Annotated in this window: 19 protein-coding genes; 10 read left to right on the top strand and 9 right to left on the bottom strand. The window is 70.3% G+C overall.

Going from position 1 to position 19825, the window contains the following annotated elements; all coding sequences use genetic code 11:
* Positions 1-13 precede the first annotated feature (13 nt).
* A complete protein-coding gene (locus ABT001_RS21555; RefSeq protein ID WP_351279820.1) occupies positions 14-688 on the bottom strand; it encodes an ABC transporter permease in 675 nt (224 codons plus the stop codon).
* Positions 689-691: 3 nt separating this feature from the next.
* On the bottom strand, positions 692-1411 hold the full coding sequence (locus ABT001_RS21550) for an ABC transporter permease (RefSeq protein ID WP_351279817.1): 720 nt from the start codon (positions 1409-1411) through the stop codon (positions 692-694).
* 142 nt (positions 1412-1553) lie between these two features.
* On the opposite strand from ABT001_RS21550, the gene ABT001_RS21545 reads away from it, so the two are divergent.
* The 6 genes from ABT001_RS21545 (at position 1554) to ABT001_RS21520 (ending at position 5868) form a co-directional block, all read left to right on the top strand.
* Positions 1554-2732 (top strand): ABC transporter ATP-binding protein, encoded by a 1179-nt coding sequence (locus tag ABT001_RS21545; protein ID WP_351279814.1) that lies wholly within the window; start codon positions 1554-1556, stop codon positions 2730-2732.
* 77 nt (positions 2733-2809) lie between these two features.
* Positions 2810-3670 (top strand): dihydropteroate synthase, encoded by an 861-nt coding sequence (folP, locus tag ABT001_RS21540; protein WP_351279812.1) that lies wholly within the window; start codon positions 2810-2812, stop codon positions 3668-3670.
* Entirely contained in the window at positions 3667-4149 is a 483-nt protein-coding gene (locus ABT001_RS21535; protein WP_351279809.1) for a nuclear transport factor 2 family protein, read from the top strand. The genes folP and ABT001_RS21535 overlap by 4 nt, the downstream gene beginning before the upstream one ends.
* A gap of 195 nt (positions 4150-4344) precedes the next feature.
* The gene (gene folB, locus ABT001_RS21530; protein ID WP_351279807.1) at positions 4345-4704 is read left to right on the top strand and encodes a dihydroneopterin aldolase; all 360 of its coding nucleotides are present in this window, start codon (positions 4345-4347) and stop codon (positions 4702-4704) included.
* Positions 4701-5312, top strand: a complete 612-nt coding sequence (gene folK / locus ABT001_RS21525; RefSeq protein ID WP_351279804.1) for a 2-amino-4-hydroxy-6-hydroxymethyldihydropteridine diphosphokinase — start codon at positions 4701-4703, stop codon at positions 5310-5312. The genes folB and folK overlap by 4 nt, the downstream gene beginning before the upstream one ends.
* A 70-nt stretch (positions 5313-5382) precedes the next feature.
* Positions 5383-5868, top strand: coding sequence for a DUF3180 domain-containing protein (locus ABT001_RS21520; RefSeq protein ID WP_351279801.1), 486 nt, complete (start codon positions 5383-5385; stop codon positions 5866-5868).
* 73 nt (positions 5869-5941) lie between these two features.
* Here the strand turns inward: ABT001_RS21520 and folE are convergent, their stop codons facing one another.
* The 6 genes from folE to dacB all read right to left on the bottom strand — a co-directional run bounded on the left by folE (position 5942) and on the right by dacB (position 13569).
* The gene (gene folE / locus ABT001_RS21515) at positions 5942-6547 is read right to left on the bottom strand and encodes a GTP cyclohydrolase I FolE (protein ID WP_351279799.1); all 606 of its coding nucleotides are present in this window, start codon (positions 6545-6547) and stop codon (positions 5942-5944) included.
* Positions 6548-6729: 182 nt separating this feature from the next.
* Complete coding sequence (gene ftsH, locus ABT001_RS21510; protein WP_351279797.1) at positions 6730-8778, bottom strand: ATP-dependent zinc metalloprotease FtsH; 2049 nt, start codon at positions 8776-8778, stop codon at positions 6730-6732.
* 210 nt (positions 8779-8988) lie between these two features.
* On the bottom strand, positions 8989-9528 hold the full coding sequence (gene hpt / locus ABT001_RS21505) for a hypoxanthine phosphoribosyltransferase (RefSeq protein ID WP_014155504.1): 540 nt from the start codon (positions 9526-9528) through the stop codon (positions 8989-8991).
* 100 nt (positions 9529-9628) lie between these two features.
* Complete coding sequence (tilS, locus tag ABT001_RS21500) at positions 9629-10702, bottom strand: tRNA lysidine(34) synthetase TilS (protein WP_351279794.1); 1074 nt, start codon at positions 10700-10702, stop codon at positions 9629-9631.
* 188 nt (positions 10703-10890) lie between these two features.
* Positions 10891-12036: an Rv3626c family coenzyme F420 biosynthesis-associated protein gene (locus ABT001_RS21495; RefSeq protein ID WP_351279791.1), complete on the bottom strand. Its 1146-nt coding sequence runs from the start codon at positions 12034-12036 to the stop codon at positions 10891-10893.
* Between the two features lie 48 nt (positions 12037-12084).
* Entirely contained in the window at positions 12085-13569 is a 1485-nt protein-coding gene (gene dacB, locus ABT001_RS21490; protein ID WP_351279881.1) for a D-alanyl-D-alanine carboxypeptidase/D-alanyl-D-alanine endopeptidase, read from the bottom strand.
* A gap of 86 nt (positions 13570-13655) precedes the next feature.
* On the opposite strand from dacB, the gene ABT001_RS21485 reads away from it, so the two are divergent.
* Together ABT001_RS21485 and ABT001_RS21480 are read left to right on the top strand one after the other, a co-directional pair.
* Positions 13656-14150 (top strand): inorganic diphosphatase, encoded by a 495-nt coding sequence (locus tag ABT001_RS21485; protein ID WP_104786950.1) that lies wholly within the window; start codon positions 13656-13658, stop codon positions 14148-14150.
* Between the two features lie 209 nt (positions 14151-14359).
* Positions 14360-16069 (top strand): threonine/serine exporter family protein, encoded by a 1710-nt coding sequence (locus ABT001_RS21480; protein ID WP_351279788.1) that lies wholly within the window; start codon positions 14360-14362, stop codon positions 16067-16069.
* An 85-nt stretch (positions 16070-16154) separates the two neighbouring features.
* Here the strand turns inward: ABT001_RS21480 and ABT001_RS21475 are convergent, their stop codons facing one another.
* Positions 16155-17582 carry a DedA family protein gene (locus ABT001_RS21475; RefSeq protein WP_351279785.1) on the bottom strand — a complete coding sequence of 476 codons (1428 nt, stop codon included), beginning with the start codon at positions 17580-17582 and terminating at the stop codon, positions 16155-16157.
* A gap of 180 nt (positions 17583-17762) precedes the next feature.
* Between ABT001_RS21475 and wrbA the strand changes: the two genes are divergently transcribed.
* Entirely contained in the window at positions 17763-18386 is a 624-nt protein-coding gene (gene wrbA / locus ABT001_RS21470; RefSeq protein WP_351279782.1) for an NAD(P)H:quinone oxidoreductase type IV, read from the top strand.
* A gap of 14 nt (positions 18387-18400) precedes the next feature.
* Positions 18401-19825, top strand: a complete 1425-nt coding sequence (gene gad, locus ABT001_RS21465; protein ID WP_351279779.1) for a glutamate decarboxylase — start codon at positions 18401-18403, stop codon at positions 19823-19825.

Here is a 19825-nt window from a genome sequence, read left to right as displayed (position 1 = left end):
GAGGTCCGCGCGCTCATACGGTCCGGCGCCGTCGCAGGGGCGACAGCAAGCGGTCCAGCGCCACGAGAACGCCCTCCACCACCAGGGCCAGGAGGGCGACCAGTACGGCGCCCGCGAAGACCTGCGCGGTGTCATAGGTGTTGAATCCTGCGGTGATGATCCTGCCCAGGCCTCCGAGGCCGACCATCGCCGCGATCGAGGCGGTGGCGACCACCTGCACGGCGGCGGACCGGAGGCCGCTCATGATCATCGGGTAGGCGAGGGGCAACTCGACCCGCGCGAAGAGCTGCGGGCCTGACATTCCCATGCCCCGCGCGGCCTCCAGCACCGACCGGTCCACCTCCGTCATGCCGACGTACGCGTTGGTCAGCAGAGGGGGCACGGCGAACAGCACCAGCGCGATGACCGTCGGCAGATAGCCGGAGTTACGCAGGGGCGTCATCATGAAGAGCGCCAGCACCGCGAAGACCGGGACCGCCCGGCCCACGTTGGAGATGTTGACGGCGAGCCCGCCGCCCTTGCCCACGTGGCCGAGGTAGAGCGCGACCGGCAGGGCTATGACGCAGGCCACCGCGAGGGCGATCCCGCTGACGTACAGATGCTCGGCCAGCCGCTGCGCCGCCCCGCCGTCCCCCGACCAGTTGGCGCCGGTGGTGAGCCAGGTCCACGCCTCCCCGATGACTCCCATGGGTCAGACCGCCTCCGTCTTCTCGATGCCCGCCCCGGCGGATGCCCCGGCGGGCGTCCGTATCCGGGTCCAGGGCGTGAGCAGGCGCTGCACACCGAGCAGCAGCAGGTCCGCTGCCACCGCGAGCAGCACGCAGAGCACGGAGGCGGTGAGCACCTGCGCCTTGAAGAAGCTGGGCAGCGCGTCCTCGATGAGATTGCCGAGGCCGCCCTTGCCGACGAGCGAGCCGACCGTGGTCAGGGCGACCGTCGACACCGTGGCGATCCGGAGCCCGGCCATCAGCGCGGGCAGCGCGAGGGGGAGCTCGACCTCCCAGAGGAGCCTGACGGGCCCGTACCCCATGCCCTTGGCGGCATCCCTGGCCTCCTGCGGAACCGCTTCCAGACCGGCCAGGATGTTGCGTACGAGAATGGTCAGCGAATAGAGCACCAGGCCCGTCACCACGAGTGCCGCGGACAGCCCGAAGAGCGGCAGCAGCAGCGAGAACATCGCCAGTGACGGCACGGTGTAGAGCACGGTGGTCAGGCCCAGCACCGGGCCGGCGAAATGCCGGCCCCGGCGTGCGAGCAGCGCGAGCGGAAATGCCACCGCGAGCCCTATCAGCACGGATACCACCGTGATCCAGATGTGCTGGACGGTCGCCTCGGTCAACTCATGGCTGCGGGAACGCAGATACTCTCCGCAGATCCAGTCGTTCGCCACCAGGCAGTTCTGTTCGGCCATCCGCCCCCCACCTCCCGTTCACCGTCGCGATGCCACCGCGGGGCCCGTCCTGAGTGACCCTATCCTCGACCACTGACAATCGCCGAGGCCGACGTATTCCGGCAACATGGCCTTCACAGAACCCGCGTCACAATGGGGAATCATGATCCGTTTCGAGCACGTCACCAAGCGGTACGCGGACGGCACCACCGCCGTCGACGATCTTTCCTTCGAGGTCGCCGAGGGTGAACTGGTCACGCTCGTCGGGCCTTCCGGCTGCGGCAAGACGACCACCATGAAAATGGTCAACCGTCTGACCGAACCGACCGACGGCCGGATATTCCTCGACGGGGACGACATATCCACCATCGACCCGGTCCGGCTCCGCCGCCGTATCGGCTATGTCATCCAACAGGTGGGTCTCTTCCCACACAAAACGGTCCTGGAGAACACGGCGACCGTTCCCCATCTCCTCGGCTGGGGGCGGGAAAAGGGCAGGAAGCGCGCCGCCGAACTGCTCGAACTCGTCGGACTTGACCCTTCCGTTCACGGCGGCCGCTATCCCGAGCAGCTTTCCGGCGGCCAGCGCCAACGGGTCGGTGTGGCACGGGCCCTGGCCGCCGATCCGCCGGTGCTGCTGATGGACGAACCTTTCGGCGCCGTCGATCCGGTCGTCCGGGAAAGGCTGCAGAACGAATTCCTGAAACTGCAGGCCCAGGTCCGTAAGACCGTGCTGTTCGTCACCCATGACATCGAGGAGGCCGTCCGGCTCGGCGACCGGATCGCCGTGTACGGACAGGGCCGCATCGAGCAGTTCGACACCCCGGCCACGGTGCTCGGCGCCCCTGCCACGCCGTACGTCGCGGATTTCGTCGGGGCGGACCGCGGCCTGAAGCGGCTCTCGGTCACCACCGTCGAGGAGAGCGACCTGGACCAGCCGCCGGTCGTCCACCTCGACGACCCGCTGGCGCGGGCGACCGAGCGGCTGCGGGCCGACGGCGCACGCTGGGCGGTCGTCCTCGACGGACAGGACAATCTGCACGGGTGGATCCCGGCGGGCGGCTGGGCGGCGGGGGCCGGGGGCACGGTCCGCGAGCACGCCCGCCGCATGGAGGCATGGCTGCCGCTCGGCGCGCCGCTCAAGCAGGCCTTCGCCACGATGCTGCAGCACGACGCCGGCTGGATCGCCGTCCTCGACGAGGAGGGCGCCGGCCGCTTCCTCGGCGTCCTCACGCCGGCCCGCCTCCACGAAGCCCTGCGCCGCTCCATCGACGCGGACGCCCAGGATCTGCCGCGCGCCGAGGTCGCTGTGGAGACCGTGGCGGGCGCCGGTGCCCCCTGAACGGGCCCGCACCACGATCGGGGCCGGTGTGTACGCGCCCGACCGCCCCGCTCACCGACACCGCCTAGGCTGGTCGCATGAGTACGTTGCGAGGGCGGGGCACGGTCCGGGGTCTGCCGGAGTGGGACCGCTGTGCGGTCATGGGAGTCGTCAATGTGACGCCCGACTCCTTCTCCGACGGCGGCCGCTGGTTCGACACCACTGCGGCGATCAAGCACGGCCTCGATCTGGTGGCCGAAGGGGCGGATCTGATCGATGTCGGGGGTGAGTCGACCCGCCCGGGCGCGAGCCGGGTCGACGAGGCCGAGGAGCTCCGGCGGGTGATCCCCGTGGTGCGGGGACTGGCCTCCGAGGGCGTGACCATCTCCGTGGACACCATGCGGGCCCGTGTCGCCGAGCGGTCCGTCGCCGCCGGTGCGGCCCTGGTCAACGATGTGAGCGGCGGCCTCGCGGACCCGGGCATGATCCCGGTCGTCGCGGACGCCGGAGTGCCGTTCGTCGTCATGCACTGGCGCGGTTTCAGCGAGTCGATGAACAGCCGCGCGGTGTACGAGGACGTCGTCGCCGAGGTCGTCGCGGAGCTGCGCGAACGCATGGAGGCCGTGATCGACGGCGGAGTCGCCCCGGAGAAGCTGGTGATCGACCCGGGACTCGGCTTCGCCAAGAACGCCGCCCAGGACCTCGCGCTGATCGCGCACCTCGGCCGGCTGCGGGATCTGGGCAGGCCGCTGCTCGTCGCCGCCTCCCGCAAGCGCTTCCTCGGCCGTGTCCTGGCGGGGGAGGGCGCCACCCCGCCGCCCGCCCGCGAGCGGGACGCCGCCACAGCCGCGATCTCCGCCCTCTCGGCCGACGCGGGCGCCTGGGCGGTCCGGGTGCACGCGGTACGGCCCACGGCGGACGCGGTGCGGGTAGCCCGCGCCGTCGAGGGAGCCGCGTGAGCGGCCGGCGCGAGGAGCACGAGGAGGCCGCCGCCGACATCGCGGCGGTCGAGCAGGCCAACACCGCCTTCTACGAGGCGATGGAACGCGGTGATTTCGACGCTCTCTCCGGCCTGTGGCTGCCCGGGGAGGATCTCACCGTCTCCTGCGTCCACCCGGGCTGGCCGGTGCTGACCGGTCGCGGCGAGGTGCTGCGGAGCTACGCGCTGATCATGGCGAACACCGAGTACATCCAGTTCTTCCTGACCGATGTCGGTGTGTCCATGACCGGCGACACCGCCTTGGTGACCTGCACCGAGAACATCCTCAGCGGTGGTCCCGCCGAGGACGGCGACGCACTGGGCCCCCTCGTCGGGCAGCTCGTCGTCGCCACGAATGTGTTCCGGCGCACACCCGATGGCTGGAAGCTCTGGTCCCACCACGGCTCACCCGTACTGGCCGATACCGGCGAGGAGGAGGACGAAGAGCCGACCGCCTGAGCGAGCGGAGCGGGCCGGCGGGATTGGACCCCCTGGTCACCGGGTATACGCGGTGACCAACCCCCCTAGCCGGGCCGGCCTGTGCCCCCACGGGCGGTCGCTGTCGGTGCACGCGGGTAGATTCGAAAGACGGCACCCCACCGCCCGCACGCGGCCGGGTGCCACCGGAGACGACGAACAGCAGGAGTGATTCGCGTGGATCGTGTCGCGCTGCGCGGCCTCAAGGCCCGTGGGCACCACGGTGTCTTCCCCAAGGAACGGGAAGAGGGGCAGACCTTCATCGTGGACCTGGTGCTCGGCCTCGACACCCGCCCCGCGGCAGCCGCCGACGACCTGTCGAAGACCGTTCACTACGGCGTGGTCGCGGAAGAGGTCGTCGATGTCGTCAGGGGTGAGCCGGTCGATCTGATCGAGACCCTCGCGGAACGCATCGCGCAGCAGTGCCTCAAGCACGAAGGGGTCGAGGAGGTCGAGGTCGTCGTCCACAAGCCGGATGCCCCGATCACCGTCCCCTTCGACGACGTGACCATCACCATCATCCGGAGCCGAGCATGACTGCATTTTCCACCGAGGGGCAGAGCGACCCGACCGTACAGCCGGTTCCCGCCGCCGTGGTCGAGCAGGTCGACGCGGCGGACGTCACCCTCTCCAACCCCAAGCGGGCCGTGATCTCCCTCGGCTCCAACCTCGGCAACCGGCTGGAGACGCTCCAGGGCGCCATCGACGCCCTGGAGGACACCCCGGGCCTCCGGGTGAAGGCGGTCTCCCCGGTCTACGAGACGGAGCCCTGGGGCGTCGCCCCCGGATCCCAGCCCTCGTACTTCAACGCGGTGATCGTCGTCAGGACGACGCTGCCCCCCTCGTCGCTGCTGGAGCGCGGCCAAGCCATCGAGGAGGCCTTCGACCGGGTCCGCGACGAGCGCTGGGGACCGCGCACCATCGACGTCGACATCGTGTCGTACGCCGACGTGGTCTCCGACGACCCCCTGCTGACCCTCCCGCACCCGCGCGCCCGCGAGCGCGCCTTCGTCCTCGCCCCCTGGCACGACGTGGAACCGGAGGCCCAGCTGCCCGGTGCGGGCCCGGTGGCCGGTCTGCTGGAAGGTGTCGGCCGTGACGGAGTGCTCCCCCGGCCCGACCTGGAACTCCGTCTGCCCGAGTAGTCGTTAGGCTCAAGGACGACCGCCCTCGGGCGAACGACACGGGCAACGGCGACGAAGGGCGGCACTCTCGGTGAAGCAACTACGGCTCGGGATCCTGGCCGGCCTCTTCGCCGGAGCCGGCGTGCTGTCCTGGGGCGCGGCCCGCCTCTGGGACTCCCTGGGGACGCTGCCGAGCGTGCCGCTCGCCGCCCCCGTCGTGCTCGCTGTGATCGCCGTCGTCCTGCTGGCCGCCGCCCTGTCGATCCGGGCCCGGCTGCGTGCCCAGCGGGAGCGGCGTCCGGGGGCGAAGGGCGTGGAGCCGTTGATGGCGGCGCGCGCCGTGCTCTTCGGGCAGGCGAGCGCGCTCGTCACCGCCCTGGTCGCGGGGATGTACGGCGGCACGGGCGTCTTCCTGCTCGGGTTCCTCGACGTCCCGCCCCGACGGGATCAGGCCGTCTACGCCGGCTTCGCCGTCCTGGCGGGTATCGCGGTCATCGCCGCCGCATTCTTCCTGGAGCGGGTCTGCAGGCTCCCGGACGACGGGGACGACGAGAGGAACACGGCCCAGGCCGCCTGAGGGCCGACGCACAGCGCCCCGCGCGAACCCGGGCCGGATTCTCCCCTCGGACCGCCTCGTCCCCCGCTCCTCCTCAGCGCGCCATGATGAGGCTCATCGCCTCCGCACGCGTGGCCGGATCACGCAGCTGCCCGCGCACCGCGGACGTGATCGTCTTGGCCCCGGGCTTGCGGATGCCCCGCATCGACATGCACATGTGCTCGCACTCGACGACGACGATGGCCCCGCGTGGCTCCAGGATCGCCATCAGGGAGTCGGCGACCTGCGTGGTGAGCCGCTCCTGGACCTGCGGTCGCCGGGCGTAGACGTCGACCAGCCGGGCCAGCTTCGACAGCCCTGTGATCTTGCCGCTCGTCGCCGGGATGTAGCCGACGTGCGCGACACCGTGGAAGGGCACCAGGTGGTGCTCGCAGGTGCTGAACACCTCGATGTCCTTGACCAGCACCATCTCGTCGTGACCGAGGTCGAACGTGGTCGTCAGGACGTCCTCGGGCTCCTGGTGGAGTCCGGCGAATATCTCCTTGTACGCACGTGCCACACGGGCCGGGGTGTCCAGCAGACCCTCGCGGTCCGGGTCCTCACCGACCGCGATGAGAAGCTCCCGTACTGCGGCCTCGGCCCGCTTCTCGTCGAATACGCCGATCGATCCCTGGCCCACCAGCGTCACCGGGTCGGTCATCTGTGCCTCGTTCCTCTGTGCAGTCACACGCGCAGGCCCGCCCGGACCTCACACAATGCGGCAGGCATGGCGCAGGCATACGAAAAAGCCGCGCCCCCACAGGCTAGAACCTGGGGGGCGCGGCATCCATTCCGGGCCTGGTGGAGACCCCGTGACAGGGGACACACCGGGTCGGGCAGGGGCTAACTCTCGGGGCGGTCCTCGGGGAGGGCCTCCGTGGAGGTGCCGGTGTTCTTCGTGATGTCCGTCGGAGCGATCTCCGGGGTGGCCGAACCATTGGCAGCGCCGTTGGTCAGGGCCAGCTCCTTGGGAGAGAGCACGGGCGGACGCGTCGACGGGGTACGCCGGGCGGAACCGGTCCACGCCGGGCGAGCCGGGCGCTTCACGATCGGGGCGAAGATCTCGGCGATCTGCTCCTTGTTGAGCGTCTCCTTCTCGAGGAGCTCAAGGACCAGGGCATCGAGGATGTCGCGATTCTCGACGAGGATTTCCCACGCGTCGTTGTGCGCGGTCTCGATGAGCTTCTTGACCTCTTCGTCGACGAGCGCCGCGACCTCTTCCGAGTAATCGCGCTGGTGGCCCATCTCCCGGCCCACGAACGGCTCGGTGTTGTCTCCACCGAACTTGATCGCACCGAGTCGCTCGGTCATGCCGTACTGCGTGACCATCGCGCGGGCCGTTGCGGTGGCCTTCTCGATGTCGTTCGCAGCGCCGGTCGTCGGGTCGTGGAAGACCAGCTCCTCGGCCGCGCGCCCGCCCAGCATGTACGCCAGCTGGTCGAGCATCTCGTTGCGCGTCGTGGAGTACTTGTCCTCTTCCGGGAGCACCATCGTGTAACCGAGGGCGCGGCCGCGGGAGAGAATCGTGATCTTGTGGACCGGGTCCGACTGGGGTGAGGCCGCCGCGACCAGGGCGTGTCCGCCCTCGTGGTACGCGGTGATCTTCTTTTCCTTCTCGGACATGATCCGGGTCCGCTTCTGCGGGCCCGCCACGACGCGGTCGATGGCCTCGTCGAGCATGTGGTTGTCGATCAGCTTCTTGTTGCTGCGCGCCGTGAGGAGCGCCGCTTCGTTCAGCACGTTCGACAGGTCGGCACCGGTGAAGCCGGGCGTACGACGGGCGACCGCGTTGAGGTCGACGTCCTCCGCGACCGGCTTGCCCTTCTGGTGCACCTTGAGGATTTCCAGACGGCCCTGCATGTCCGGCCGGTCGACCGCGATCTGCCGGTCGAAGCGTCCCGGACGCAGCAGCGCCGGGTCCAGGATGTCGGGCCGGTTCGTGGCGGCGATCAGGATGACGCCGCCCTTCACGTCGAAGCCGTCCATCTCGACGAGCAGCTGGTTGAGCGTCTGCTCGCGCTCGTCGTGACCGCCGCCCATGCCAGCACCGCGGTGCCGTCCGACGGCGTCGATCTCGTCGACGAAGACGATCGCCGGAGCGTTCGCCTTGGCCTGCTCGAAGAGGTCACGGACACGGGAGGCACCGACACCGACGAACATCTCGACGAAGTCGGAACCGGAGATCGAGTAGAACGGGACGCCCGCTTCGCCGGCGACGGCGCGGGCGAGCAGCGTCTTACCCGTACCGGGCGGCCCGTACAGCAGGACGCCCTTGGGGATCTTGGCGCCGACGGCCTGGAACTTCGCCGGCTCCTGGAGGAATTCCTTGATCTCGTACAGTTCCTCGACGGCTTCGTCCGAGCCCGCCACATCGGAGAACGTCGTCTTCGGCGTGTCCTTGGTGATCAGCTTGGCCTTGGACTTGCCGAACTGCATGACCTTGGAGCCGCCGCCCTGCATCTGATTCATCAGAAACAGGAACACGACCACGATCAGGACGAAGGGCAGCAGCGAGAGAAGGATCGAGACGAACGGGGACTGCTTCGACGGCGAGACGGTGTAACCCTTCTCGATGTCACCGCTCTCGAACTTCTGCTGCAGCGTGTCGGCGAGCTCGACACCCTGGTTGCCGATGTAGCTCGCCTGGAACTTACTGCCGGACTCGCCTTCGAGCTTCTGCTTGTCCTTCAGCTCGATCTTCAGGATCTGTTCGTCACCGGTGGTCAGCTTGGCCTGCTCCACCTGGTTCTTGCTGATCGCCTGGATCACCTTGCCGGTGTCCACCGTCTTGTAGCCGCCGGACGAGCCGACGACCTGCATCAACACGACCACGGCGAGGACGGCCAGCACGATCCACATGACCGGCCCACGGAAGTATCGCTTCACGTCCATCCATACGGAGCGAAGTCGCCCCGTCCCTCCTGCCCGTAGGTAAATGCTGCTGTGAGAAAAGACTGTTCTTCGGACGGTACCCCAGCATTGTCACCCGTGACCGCAGGGGAGGTCCGACAAACCCGTCTTCGAAGGCTCCAACGGCCCGAACGCCACGAGGGTTCCCGGGAGTCCGGCCCGGTTGGGCCGGGTACCGCCGTGGCGGTCCCGTCAGCCTCCGTAGACGTGGGGAGCGAGCGTACCGACGAAGGGAAGGTTGCGGTACTTCTCCGCGTAGTCCAGTCCGTATCCGACGACGAACTCGTTGGGGATGTCGAAGCCGACCCACTTCACGTCGATCGCGACCTTCGCGGCGTCCGGCTTGCGGAGAAGCGTGCAGACCTCCAGGCTCGCGGGCTCGCGGGAACCGAGGTTGGTCAGCAGCCAGGACAGCGTGAGCCCGGAGTCGATGATGTCCTCGACGATCAGGACGTGCTTGCCCTTGATGTCGGTGTCGAGGTCCTTGAGGATCCGGACGACGCCCGAGGACTGGGTGCCTGCGCCGTACGACGAGACGGCCATCCAGTCCATGGTGACGGGGGTGGACAGCGCGCGCGCCAGGTCCGCCATGACCATCACCGCGCCCTTGAGCACGCCGACGATGAGCAGGTCCTTGCCCGCGTACTCCGCGTCGATCTTCGCTGCCAGCTCGACGAGCTTCGCGTCGATCTCTTCCTTGGTGAGGAGCACCGACTGAAGGTCGGTGCCCATGTCCTTCTCGTTCACCCGCGTCTCTTTCTCTGCCCTGCCGGACCCGGAAGTGTTCCCCGGGCCGGACCGGCGTTTCGCCTGCACTTCAGCCGCTTGCGCTTCAGCTCTGCCGAATCACCAGTCTGCCACCCTGACGTCGCACCTCGACGCGGCCGGGCAGGTTGATGGCGCCCTGGCCGTGCCAGCCGGTGATGAGCCGGTCGACTTCCTCGACGTGGCGGGCGAAGAGCGAACCCGCGGGGGATCCGGCGTCGATGACGGCCCGGCGCAGCACCCGGCGGCGTACGGCCGGCGGCAGGACGGAGAGCTTGACGCACTCCAGCCGTCCGGCGTCGTCTCGGACCGACCGGGCGGCCTCGGCGGCCCAGGTGTCGAGGGCGTCGGCATCGTCACGGGAGAGCTGCGCCGTACGGGCGAGGGCTTCCACGACGCCCTTGCCCAGCGCCTTCTCCAGGGCGGGCAGACCCTCGTGGCGCAGGCGGGAGCGGGTGTACGCCGGGTCGATGTTGTGGGGGTCGTCCCAGACGGGGATCGACTGCACGAGGCAGGCCTTGCGGGCGGTCTGCCGGTCGAGCTGGAGGAAGGGGCGGCGGTAGCGGCCCGCCGGGCCCGAGGCGGCGGCCATCCCGGAGAGCGAGCGGATGCCCGAACCGCGGGCGAGGCCCAGCAGGACGGTCTCGGCCTGGTCGTCACGGGTGTGGCCGAGGAGGACGGCGGCGGCGCCGTGGCGTTCCGCGGCGGCGTCCAGGGCGGCGTAACGGGCATCACGGGCGGCGGCCTCGGGCCCGCCGTCACGGCCCACCCGCACGGCGACGGCCTCGACCGGGTCCAGCCGCATCGCGGCGAGCCGGGAGACGACCTCGTCGGCGCGGAGTCCGGAGCCGGGCTGGAGGTTGTGGTCGACGGTGATGCCACCGGCACGGACCGGCAGCTTGCGCGACTCGAAGGCGAGGGCGGAGGCGAGAGCCATCGAGTCGGCGCCCCCGGAGCACGCGACGAGCACCAGCGGGGTGTCGGGCCGTTCGGGAAGCGCGGCACGCCGCCCCCCCGTCCCGGCTTCGGCGAATTCGGCGCGGCCGGCCTGTTCGGTGTGACGGTTGTGTTCGGCGACGACGTCGTGGAGTACGCGGCGGACCGCCAGGCGTATCGCCGCGACCGCAGGATGGGGACCCATGTCCGGTGCCCTTCGGGTGGAGTTCTGGGGGGTGCCTCGGAGCGCGCAGGACGGAGTCCCGTCACTCAGAGTGCGTCGATGGTGACAGAGCCAAGCTGTTCATCGAGCATTGCACGCCTTCCCATGCCCCTATGGTCCCTCGGATGGGTGATTGGAGAGGCAATCCTCTGCCCTCGGACCGGCCAGGATCACGAATCCGATTTACGGTGCACCCGCGCCACCCAGTCCGCCGGCGCGGCGATCTCGGCCTTGGTGGGCAGGGTGTTGGGCGAGGTCCACACCCGGTTGAAGCCGTCCATACCGACCTCGTCCACCACGGCCCGGACGAACTTCTCACCGTCGCGGTACTGCCGCAGCTTGGCGTCGAGCCCCAGGAGCTTGCGCAGCGCCAGGTCCAGCCGGCTCGCGCCGCGCGCCCTGCGCTGCTGGAACTTCTCCCGGATCTCGGCGACGGACCCCACCACATCGGGGCCCACTCCGTCCATCACGAAGTCCGCGTGCCCTTCGAGCAGGGACATCACGGCGGTGAGGCGGCCCAGGATCTCGCGCTGGGAGGGCGTCTGGACGATCTCGACGAGGCTGCGCCCGCCGTTGTCACCCTCCTCGCCCTGTTCGCCCTCGGGGCGGCTGCCTCCGGAGAACGCCTGTGCGGCCTCGCGGAGGCGTTCCAGCACGGTCATCGGGTCGACGTCGGTCTCGTCGAGGAACGACTGGATCTCGCCCCGCAGGTGGTCACGGAGCCAGGGCACGCCGGTGAACTGGGTGCGGTGCGTCTCCTCGTGGAGGGCCACCCAGAGCCTGAAGTCGTGCGGGTCGACCTCGAGTTCGCGTTCGACGTGGACGATGTTGGGTGCGACCAGGAGGAGCCTGCCGCCCCCCTGGGAGGACGCGGGGAGCTCTCGGCCGGCCGGGGCGAAGGTCTCGTACTGCCCGAGGACCCGGGAGGACAGGAACGACAGGAGCATGCCCAGTTCGACGCCGGTCACCTTGCCGCCGACCGCGCCGAGCACGGCGTTGCCCGGGCCGCCGCCCCGGCGGTCCTGCATCTTCCCGAGCAGCGGGCTCAGCAGTTCACGGAAGCCCGCGACATTGGCCCTGATCCAGCCGGCCCGGTCGACGATCAGGACCGGGGTGTCCTCGGGTTCGTGCCCGTCCGGGATCATCCGGGTGAACGAACGGACGTGCTCCTCCGAGGCCTTGGCATGCCTGCGGAGCTCCGCGACGACGGCGCGGGCCTCCTCGCGGCTGATCTCGGGCCCCGGCCGCACGAAGCGGGTCGCGGTCGCGACCGCGAGATTCCAGTCGACCATCTCGGCACCACCGATGCTCGTCATGCGTCAACCGTACGTGAGGTGGCCGCTCCTTGGTGGGGTGTCAGCCGCTCAGTGGGCGTCTGCGACGAGGGTGGTGGCCAGGGTGTCGAGCGACGCCTCCGCCTCGGCCGGGGATGTGGTGCCCGTGGCCAGGAAGGCGAAGGCCAGCAGCCGGCCCCGCGCGTCGACCGCGGTTCCGGCGAGACTGTTCACCCCGGTGAGGGTGCCCGTCTTGGCCCTGATCAGGCCGGTCGCCGGGGACGTCGCGGTGTAACGGTGACCGAGCGTGCCGCTGAATCCCGCGACGGGAAGGCCGGTGAGCACGGGACGGAGCTCGGGGTGGTCCGGTCCCGCGGCGAGCGCGAGCAGCTGGGCCAGGAGACCTGCCGTCACCTTGTCCGCGCGGTCGAGACCGCTGCCGTCCGCGAGGCGGGCGCCGGTCAGGGGCAGGCCGAGCGCCTTCAGCCGGGCGGTCACGGCCCGGCGGCTCCCGGCGAAGGAGGCCGGCTCCCCGGCCTTCAGCGCGGTCTGCCGGGCCAGGGCCTCGGCGATGTCGTTGTCGCTGTTCGTGAGGGCCCGTTCCACCAAGGCGGAGAGCGGCTTCGACAGGTGGGTCGCCACCGTCCGGGCTCCGGCCGGGGCCCGCCCGGAGGTGGGAGCGGACCGGGTGACGACACCCGCCTCGTCGAGGAGATCCGCGAAGGTGCGCGCGGCGTCCCCGGCGGGGTCGCCGGTGCGGGGCGCCGGCCCCCGGTCGCTCTTGTCGAGGCGGCCCTCGTCGACCATGAGCGCGCTGACGGGCGCGATGTTCTCGTTGGGGCCGATGGGGTGAAGTGCCGGACCGGAGTAGCGCGAGGTGTCGTACACCAGCCGCACCGCCGCCTTTCCGCCGTCGCGCAGGGAACGCGCCGCGGTGGCGGCCAGGGCGCGCAGGGCCGCCTTGTCCAGGGTGGGGTCGCCGCCGCCGACGAGGGTGAGCGTCCCGGAGTCCGGGGACAGCGTGACCGTCGTCGCGATGCGGTGGTCCGGGCCGAGCGCGGAGAGCGCGGCGGCGGCCGTGGCGATCTTCACCGTGGACGCGGGCGTCATGGGGGTCGACGCGCCCCGTGCGTACACCTGCTTGCCGGTGGCCGCGTCGACGACCACGGCGGTGCGTACGCCGCCGAGGGCGGGCGCGTCCAGCAGGGGTTCGAGTGCCGCCTCCAGTGTGCTCGTGCCCGCCGGGGCCGTGCGGCCGGCCGTGGCGCCGAGGGCGCTCAGGACGGCGGGGGCGCGAGGGGCGGACTGCGGGCCTTCGGGCGCGGATCCGTCGTGATGTGCGCCACCTGCGCGCTGCTGGACGGCCACCCGGTCCCGCTCGGCCTTACGCTGACCGGTGTCCCAGGGACCGGCGGCCAGGACGGCACCGGCGGCGACCACCAGGCCGAGCACCGCGGAGCCTGCGACGAGCCGCAGGTCGTCCCGTCCGTTCCCGCGCTTCAGATATTTCGGGGCTTTCCACCTGCCCCACCGGTTCAACGGCTCGTCCGTCGGTCTCTCCACCGGCTCGGCCACCGTTGACCAGCCCCTTTCGCGAGCACTCATCTGCGTGAGGGACACTTAACCACCAGTCGTATGTGTTGATCATGGAGGAGCCACCCGTGGAGTTCGACGTCGTTATCGAGATCCCGAAGGGTTCGCGGAACAAGTACGAGGTGGACCACGAGACCGGTCGGATCCGTCTGGACCGTCGACTCTTCACCTCGACCAGCTACCCGGCGGACTACGGTTTCGTCGAGAACACCCTCGGCGAGGACGGCGACCCGCTGGACGCGCTGGTCATCCTGGAGGAGCCGACGTTCCCCGGCTGCCTCATCAAGTGCCGCGCCATCGGCATGTTCCGTATGACGGACGAGGCCGGCGGCGACGACAAGCTGCTGTGCGTCCCGGCGTCCGACCCCCGGGTGGAGCACCTGCGCGACATCCACCACGTGTCGGAGTTCGACCGCCTGGAGATCCAGCACTTCTTCGAGGTCTACAAGGACCTGGAGCCCGGCAAGTCCGTCGAGGGCGCCGACTGGGTCGGCCGCACCGAGGCCGAGGCCGAGATCGAGGCCTCGTACAAGCGTCTCGAGGCGCAGGGCGGCAAGCACTGACGTCACAACCCTCCGGCTTCCGCCTGCTTCCGCTTACGTGCGGGACAGCGCGGATCGCGGCGCATGGGGCCGAGCGGCCCCGCTGACCGTACGGACAACGGGCGGCGCACGTTCAGGGTGCGCCGCCCGTTGCGTGTGGCGGCTCATGTCCGTGTCCATACTGGGCAGAAGCGCTCCCGTAACGAGCGGTCGCGGAGGAACGAGGTCGAGTGGTGGCGGAACAGGGCGGTCCCGAGGACCAGAAGCCCCAGTCCGACGAGGCACGCAGCGCCTTCGTCCCGCCCGCCGGTGTGGAGCAGCCGGCGGCTCCGTCCGAGGACGACCATCCGACGTCGGAATTCGCCCTTCCGGCCGGTCTGCACACCGACCCGTCGGCGCCGACGGGCTCCGGCGCCGGTTCCGCTTCCGCTCCCGGTCCGGGGTCCGACGCGATCGCCTCCGCCTTCGTCCCGCCGAGCGGGTACAACGCCCAGCAGCATCCACCCGCGTTCACTCCCGCGCACGGCATCCCGATGGTCCGGCTGACCAAGGAAGCCCCCTGGCAGGACCGGATGCGCACGATGCTGCGCATGCCGGTGACGGAGCGTCCGGCGCCCGAGAGCGTGCAGCGGACCGACGAATCGGGCCCCGCCGTACCGCGCGTGCTCGACCTGACGCTGCGTATCGGGGAGCTGCTCCTCGCGGGCGGCGAGGGCGCCGAGGACGTCGAGGCCGCCATGTTCGCGGTGACGCGTTCGTACGGGCTCGACCGCTCCGAGCCGACGGTCACCTTCACCCTGTTGTCCATCTCGTACCAGCCGTCGCTGGTCGACGACCCCGTGACGGCGAGCCGCACCGTACGCCGCCGGGGCACCGACTACACCCGGCTGGCGGCCGTGTTCCGGCTGATCGACGACATCACCACGGCGGAGCACGTCGAGGTCTCGCTGGAGGAGGCCTACCGGCGCCTGGCCGAGATCCGCCGTAACCGGCACCCGTACCCCGGCTGGGTGCTGACGGCCGCCGCCGGTCTGCTCGCCGGCTCGGCGTCGGTGCTGGTCGGCGGTGGTGTGCTCGTCTTCATCGTGGCTGCGGCGGGCGCCATGCTCGGCGACCGGCTGGCCTGGCTCTGCGCCGGACGCGGGCTGCCGGAGTTCTACCAGTTCACGGCCGCCGCCATGCCCCCGGCCGCGATGGGCATCGCGCTGACCCTGACCCATTCGACGGACGTGCGGCCATCCGCGGTGATCACCGGTGGACTGTTCGCGCTGCTGCCGGGGCGGGCCCTCGTCGCCGGGGTGCAGGACGGGCTGACCGGCTACTACATCACCGCAGGGGCCCGGCTCCTGGAGGTCATGTACTTCTTCATCGGCATCGTGGCCGGTGTGCTGCTGATGCTCTATCTGGGGGTCCAGCTCGGCGCCGAGCTCAATCCGGAGGCGCGCTTCGTGCCCAACGACCGGCCGGTGCTCCAGATCCTGGTCTCGATGACCCTCACCCTGGCCTTCGCGATCCTGCTCCAGCAGGAACGTTCCACCGTGCTCGCGGTCACCCTCAACGGTGGTGTGGCCTGGGTCATCTACGGGGCGATGGCCCGCGAGGGCGGCATCTCACCCGTGGCGGCGACGGCGGTCGCGGCCGGTCTGGTGGGGCTCTTCGGCCAGCTGTTCTCGCGCTACCACTACAGCTCGTCGCTGCCCTACATCACGGCAGCGATCGGTCCGCTGCTGCCCGGTTCGGCGACGTACTTCGGTCTGCTGGGTGTCGCGCAGAACGAGGTCGACACCGGGCTCACCTCGCTGTCCACGGCGGTCGCCACGGCCCTGGCCATCGCCATCGGGGTCAATCTGGGGAGCGAGATCTCCCGGCTCTTCATGCGGGTACCGGGCGCGGTCGAGGGCGCGTCCCGCCGGGCGGCCAAGCGGACCCGCGGCTTCTGACGGCCTCCGGCACGTGAACGGAGCCCCGGCCCCCTCGGCGAATGCCGGAGGGGGCCGGGGCTCCGTCGGTGCGTGCGGGAGCGGGTCAGCGCCTGTTCTGCCAGCCGTGCTGACCCGGGTCGTCCTCCTGGCCGTCGGCGTACGGGCCGGGCTGGGCGGTGCCGCCGTACCGGCCGTCGTGCGCGCCGTTGTACGGGGCGGCCTGACCGTTGCCGTACTGCGCGCCCTGGCCGCCGTTGCCGTACGGGACGCCCTGGTCCACGGCGCCGTACTGATCCGCCTGGCCGTTGCCGTACGGAGCGCCGCCCTGGCCGCCGGGGTACTGACCGCCCTGGCCCGCGCCGTACTGACCCTGGTCCGCGCCGTGCTGCCCCTGACCGCCGGGGTACTGACCGCCCTGACCGCCGCCGTACTGACCGCCCTGGCCCGCGCCGTACTGACCCTGACCGCCGCCGTACTGCCCCTGGCTCTCGCCGTACTGGCCGCCGCCCTGTCCGTTGCCGTACTGGGCAGTGCCGTACTGGGCGCCACCCTGGGGGCTGCCGTACTGGGGGCCGCCCTGGGCACCGCCGTACGGGGCGCCGCCGTACTGGTTTCCGTACGCGGCACCGTACTGGGCGCCGCTCTGCTGACCGCCCTGGTCGCTCCCGTACTGCCCCGGCTGCGCCTGCTGGCCGTTGCCGTACGGGCCGTTGCCGTACTGACCCGGCCGGCCGTCGTCGTGCTGAGCTCCCTGGCCGGTGCCGTACGGGCCGTCGAAACGACCGGCGTCGTACGGGGCCGCCTGGTCACCGGCGTACCGCTGGGAGGCGGGGTCCTGGCCGGCGTCGACCGCTCCGGGGCCGCCGTCCGAGGGATCCTGGCCGTTCCTCTGCTGCGCGGCGCCTTCCTTCTTCGACTTGCTGCGGGCCCGCAGGAACTCGATCACGATCGGCAGCACGGAGACCAGCACGATCAGGATGAGGATCATCTCGATGTTCTCGTGCACGAAATCGATCTTGCCGAGGGCCGCGCCGAGCACCGTCACCCCGACACCCCAGAGGATGCCGCCGATGATGTTGAACGTGATGAACGAGCGGTAGTCCATCCGGCTCACACCGGCGATGATCGGCGTGAACGTCCGGACGACGGGCACGAAGCGGGCCAGCACCAGCGACTTCGGGCCGTACTTCTCGAAGAACTCGTGAGCCTTCTCGACGTTCTCCTGCTTGAAGAGGCGGGAGTCCGGGCGCTTGAAGAGGGCCGGCCCCACCTTGCGGCCGAAGAGATAGCCGACCTGGTCGCCGATGATCGCCGCCAGGGCGACCAGGACGCAGACCAGCCACAGCGGGTACTTCAGATCGCCCGTGGTCACCAGAAGGCCGGTGGTGAACAGCAGGGAGTCACCGGGCAGGAAGAAGCCGATGAGCAGTCCCGACTCGGCGAACACGATGAGCAGGAGGCCGGGGAGCCCGAAGGTGTTGAGCAGATAATCCGGGTCCAGCCAGCTCGGGCCGAGCGCAAGCGTATTCAAGGGTCCGGGCTCCAGGTTGGTCGGTGTGCGCGGCTGCGTGGCCGCCCCAAGCTATCAACGCTGCGACGGACCGCTGGGTTCCACTGGCGTAAGCAAGGATGCACACCGGACGAACCAGGGCAAAGCTTTCCGCAGGAGGTGCTCTCCTCTTCTCGCCGCTCCTGTCCCGGAGGTCTCCGCATGACCACGTCCGTCAACGTCGCCGTCATCTACTACTCCTCCACCGGCACCGTCTCCACGATCGCCAAGGCCCTGGCGAAGGACGCCGAGAACGCGGGCGCGCAGGTCCGTCTGCGCAAGGCCGCCGAGCTCGCCCCGCAGGCAGCCGTCAACTCCAATCCGGCGTGGGCCGAGCACGCGAAGGCGACCGCCGACATCCCCGAGGTCTCACCGGACGACATGGTCTGGGCGGACGCGGTGATCTTCGGTACGCCCACCCGGTACGGCAACGTCACCGCCCAGCTCAAACAGTTCCTCGACACCCTGGGCGGCCTCTGGCAGGCGGGGCAGCTCGCCGACAAGGTCTACAGCGGCTTCACCGCCAGCAGCACCGCACACGGCGGCCAGGAGTCCACCCTGCTGGCTCTGTACAACACGATCTACCACTTCGGCGGCATCCTCGTCCCGCCCGGCTACACGGACCCCTCGAAGTTCGTCGACGGCAATCCGTACGGCACCTCCCACGTCTCGGGGCAGGGCGACATCCCGGTCGCCGAACAGACCCTGACCGCCGCACGCGTCCAGGCCGAGCGTGTCGTGAAGTTCACCCGGGCCATCAAGGCCGGACTCGCGGCCGGGAACTGAGGGGACGACCGACGATGCCGCTCCACCAGGGTTCGCACGGCAGGGCCGCTCCGTCCGACGAGCACCGGAGGCTGGCCCTCAACCCGTTCTTCGGGGAGGCCGATCCGACCGCGCCCATGGTCGCGGCACCGCCGACGCACCAGCTCCCGGACGGCCCTCTGCCGCCCTCGACCGCCTACCGCCTCGTCCACGACGAGCTGATGCTCGACGGGAACTCCCGGCTCAACCTCGCCACCTTCGTCACCACCTGGATGGAACCCCAGGCCGGTGTGCTGATGAGCGAGTGCCGGGACAAGAACATGATCGACAAGGACGAGTACCCGCGCACCGCCGAGCTGGAACGGCGCTGCGTCGCGATGCTCGCCGACCTCTGGAACGCCCCCGACCCGACGTCCACGGTGGGCTGCTCGACCACGGGCTCCAGCGAGGCCTGCATGCTGGCGGGGATGGCACTGAAGCGCCGCTGGTCGGCCAGGAACTCCGACCGCTATCCGGCGACCGCCCGGCCCAATCTGGTCATGGGCGTCAACGTGCAGGTCTGCTGGGAGAAATTCTGCACGTACTGGGAGGTGGAGCCCCGCCAGGTCCCGATGGAGGGCGCACGCTTCCATCTCGACCCGCAGGCGGCGGCCGAGCTGTGCGACGAGAACACCATCGGTGTGGTCGGCATCCTCGGTTCCACCTTCGACGGTTCCTACGAGCCGATCGCCGACCTCTGCGCGGCGCTGGACGACCTCCAGGAGCGCACCGGGCTCGACATCCCGGTCCATGTGGACGGGGCGTCCGGGGCGATGGTGGCGCCGTTCCTCGACCCGGACCTGGTGTGGGACTTCCGGCTGCCCCGGGTGTCCTCGATCAACACCTCCGGACACAAGTACGGCCTGGTCTACCCGGGTGTGGGCTGGGCCCTGTGGCGTTCACCGGCCGAGCTTCCGGACGAGCTGGTCTTCCGGGTCAACTACCTCGGCGGCGACATGCCGACCTTCGCGCTGAACTTCTCCCGCCCCGGCGCGCAGGTGGTGGCGCAGTACTACACGTTCCTGCGGCTGGGCCGGGAGGGCTACCGGGCCGTGCAACAGGCGTCCCGGGACATCGCGCGCCGGCTCGCCACGGGTTTCGGGACCCTGGGCGACTTCCGACTGCTGACCAGGGGTGACGAACTCCCGGTGTTCGCGGTGACGACGACGCCCGAGGTGCGGGCGTACGACATCTTCGACGTGTCGAGGCGGCTGCGGGAGCGCGGCTGGCTGGTGCCCGCCTACACCTTTCCCGCCAACCGGCAGGACCTCTCGGTGCTGCGCGTCGTCTGCCGTAACGGCTTCTCCTCGGACCTCGCGGAGCTGCTGCTGGACGACCTGCGCGGGCTCCTGCCCGAACTCCGCGCCCAGCAGCACCCGCTGGACCGGGATCCGGGAGCACGGACCGCCTTCCACCACTGA

It is taken from the genome of Streptomyces sp. NPDC002793 (genome assembly GCF_040295485.1).
Lineage (GTDB): Bacteria > Actinomycetota > Actinomycetes > Streptomycetales > Streptomycetaceae > Streptomyces.
Note: the sequence above shows the minus strand (reverse complement) of the source record. Positions and strands in the feature narration are given on the sequence as shown.